The organism is Neoroseomonas terrae (genome assembly GCF_018129025.1).
In the GTDB taxonomy this organism is placed as follows: Bacteria; Pseudomonadota; Alphaproteobacteria; order Acetobacterales; family Acetobacteraceae; genus Neoroseomonas; species Neoroseomonas terrae.
The window spans coordinates 1-1,766 of the sequence record NZ_JAAEDI010000058.1 but is presented as its reverse complement, the minus strand read 5'-3'; the positions used below and the strand labels follow the sequence as shown (position 1 = coordinate 1,766).

General features: G+C 67.8%; 2 protein-coding genes. Both read left to right on the top strand.

Annotated elements, in window-relative coordinates; all coding sequences use genetic code 11:
* Positions 1-6 precede the first annotated feature (6 nt).
* Entirely contained in the window at positions 7-987 is a 981-nt protein-coding gene (gene rfbB / locus GXW78_RS27625; RefSeq protein ID WP_338147866.1) for a dTDP-glucose 4,6-dehydratase, read from the top strand.
* Positions 984-1,766, top strand: a 783-nt coding sequence (gene rfbA / locus GXW78_RS27620; protein WP_211872138.1) for a glucose-1-phosphate thymidylyltransferase RfbA, incomplete at its 3' end; no start/stop codon positions are given. The genes rfbB and rfbA, both read left to right, overlap by 4 nt.

Sequence of the window (1,766 nt, the reverse complement as noted above, 5' to 3'; positions counted from 1 at the left end):
GAGGTCGTGGTGAACGTCGACCGCATGACCTATGCGGCGAGCCCCGAGAGCCTGGGAACTTGGCTGCGCCATCCGCGCCACATCCATGTCCAGGCCGACATCTGCGACGCCGGCGCGATGCGCGAGGTGATCGCGACGCACCGTCCGTCCCGCATCATGCATCTCGCTGCCGAATCCCATGTCGATCGCTCGATCGACGGCCCGGCGGAGTTCATCCGCACCAATGTCGTCGGCACCCAGGTCCTGCTGGAAGCCGCGCGCGAACACTGGGCGGCGCTGGGCAACGAAGCGAAGGCCGACTTCCGCTTCCACCACGTCTCGACGGACGAGGTCTTCGGCTCGCTCGAGAGCAGCGACGACCAGCCCTTCGACGCCTATACACGCTACGATCCGCGCAGCCCCTACTCGGCGTCCAAGGCGGCGTCGGACCATCTCGTCCGCGCCTGGCACCACACCTATGGCATGCCGTGCTTCGTCTCGAACACGACGAACAACTACGGTCCCTGGCAGTTCCCCGAGAAGCTGATCCCGCTCGTCACGCTGAACGCGCTCGAACTGAAGACGCTGCCCGTCTATGGCGACGGTTCCAACATACGCGACTGGATCCATGTCGAGGACCATGCCGAGGCGCTGGTGCTCGCTCTGTTCCGCGGGCGGCCGGGCGCGACCTATTGCCTCGGGCCACGGCAGGAACGCAGCAACCTCGACGTGGTGCGCGCGATCTGCGCGACGCTCGACCGGCTGCGTCCCGACCCCGCAGGGCCGCGCGAGCGGTTGATCACCTTCGTGAAGGACCGCCCGGGGCACGATTTCCGCTACGCGATGGATCCTTCGGCCGCCGAGAGCGAACTCGCCTGGCGCGCGCAGCACGATTTCGAATCCGGCTTGTCGCAGACCATCGCCTGGTATCTCGACAACGAGGCTTGGTGGCGGTCGATCCGCGACAAGCACTACGCCGGGCAGCGCCTCGGCGGGGTGAGCGCATGAAGGGCATCCTGCTCGCCGGCGGTTCCGGCACACGGCTGCATCCGATGACGCTCGCGGCGTCGAAGCAGCTCCTGCCGGTCTACGACAAGCCGATGGTCTACTATCCGCTCGGCACGCTGATGCTCGCCGGCATTCGCGACATCCTGCTGATCTCCACCCCCGCCGACCTGCCATCGTTCCAGCGGCTGCTCGGCGACGGCAGCCAGTTCGGCGTGGCGATCACCTATGCCGAGCAGGCGAAGCCCGAAGGCATCGCCCAGGCCTTCCACATCGGCGCCGACTGGATCGATGGGCAGCCCTGCGCGCTCGCGCTCGGCGACAACATCATCTACGGGGATGGGCTGCCGGCGCAGCTCCAGTCCGCCGCGCGACGCGCGGGGGCCGGCGACTCCACCATCTTCGGCTACCGCGTCGCCGACCCGGAACGCTATGGCGTCGCGGAGTTCGACGGCGACGGCCGCGTACTGTCCATCGAGGAGAAGCCACAGGCGCCGAAATCCGACTGGGCGGTGATCGGGCTGTATTTCTACGACAGCCGCGTCACCCGGCTCGCCGCGGAGCTGGCCCCCTCGGCGCGCGGAGAGCTCGAGATCACCGATCTCAACAAGGTCTATCTGGAAGACGGTTCGCTGCGCGCTGAGCAGCTTGGTCGCGGCTGCGCCTGGCTCGATGCTGGCACGCCGGGTTCGCTGCTGCAGGCCGCGCTGTTCGTGCAGACCGTGCAGGAACGCCAGGGGCTGCAGGTGGGCTGTCCGGAGGAGATCGCCTATCGCATGGGC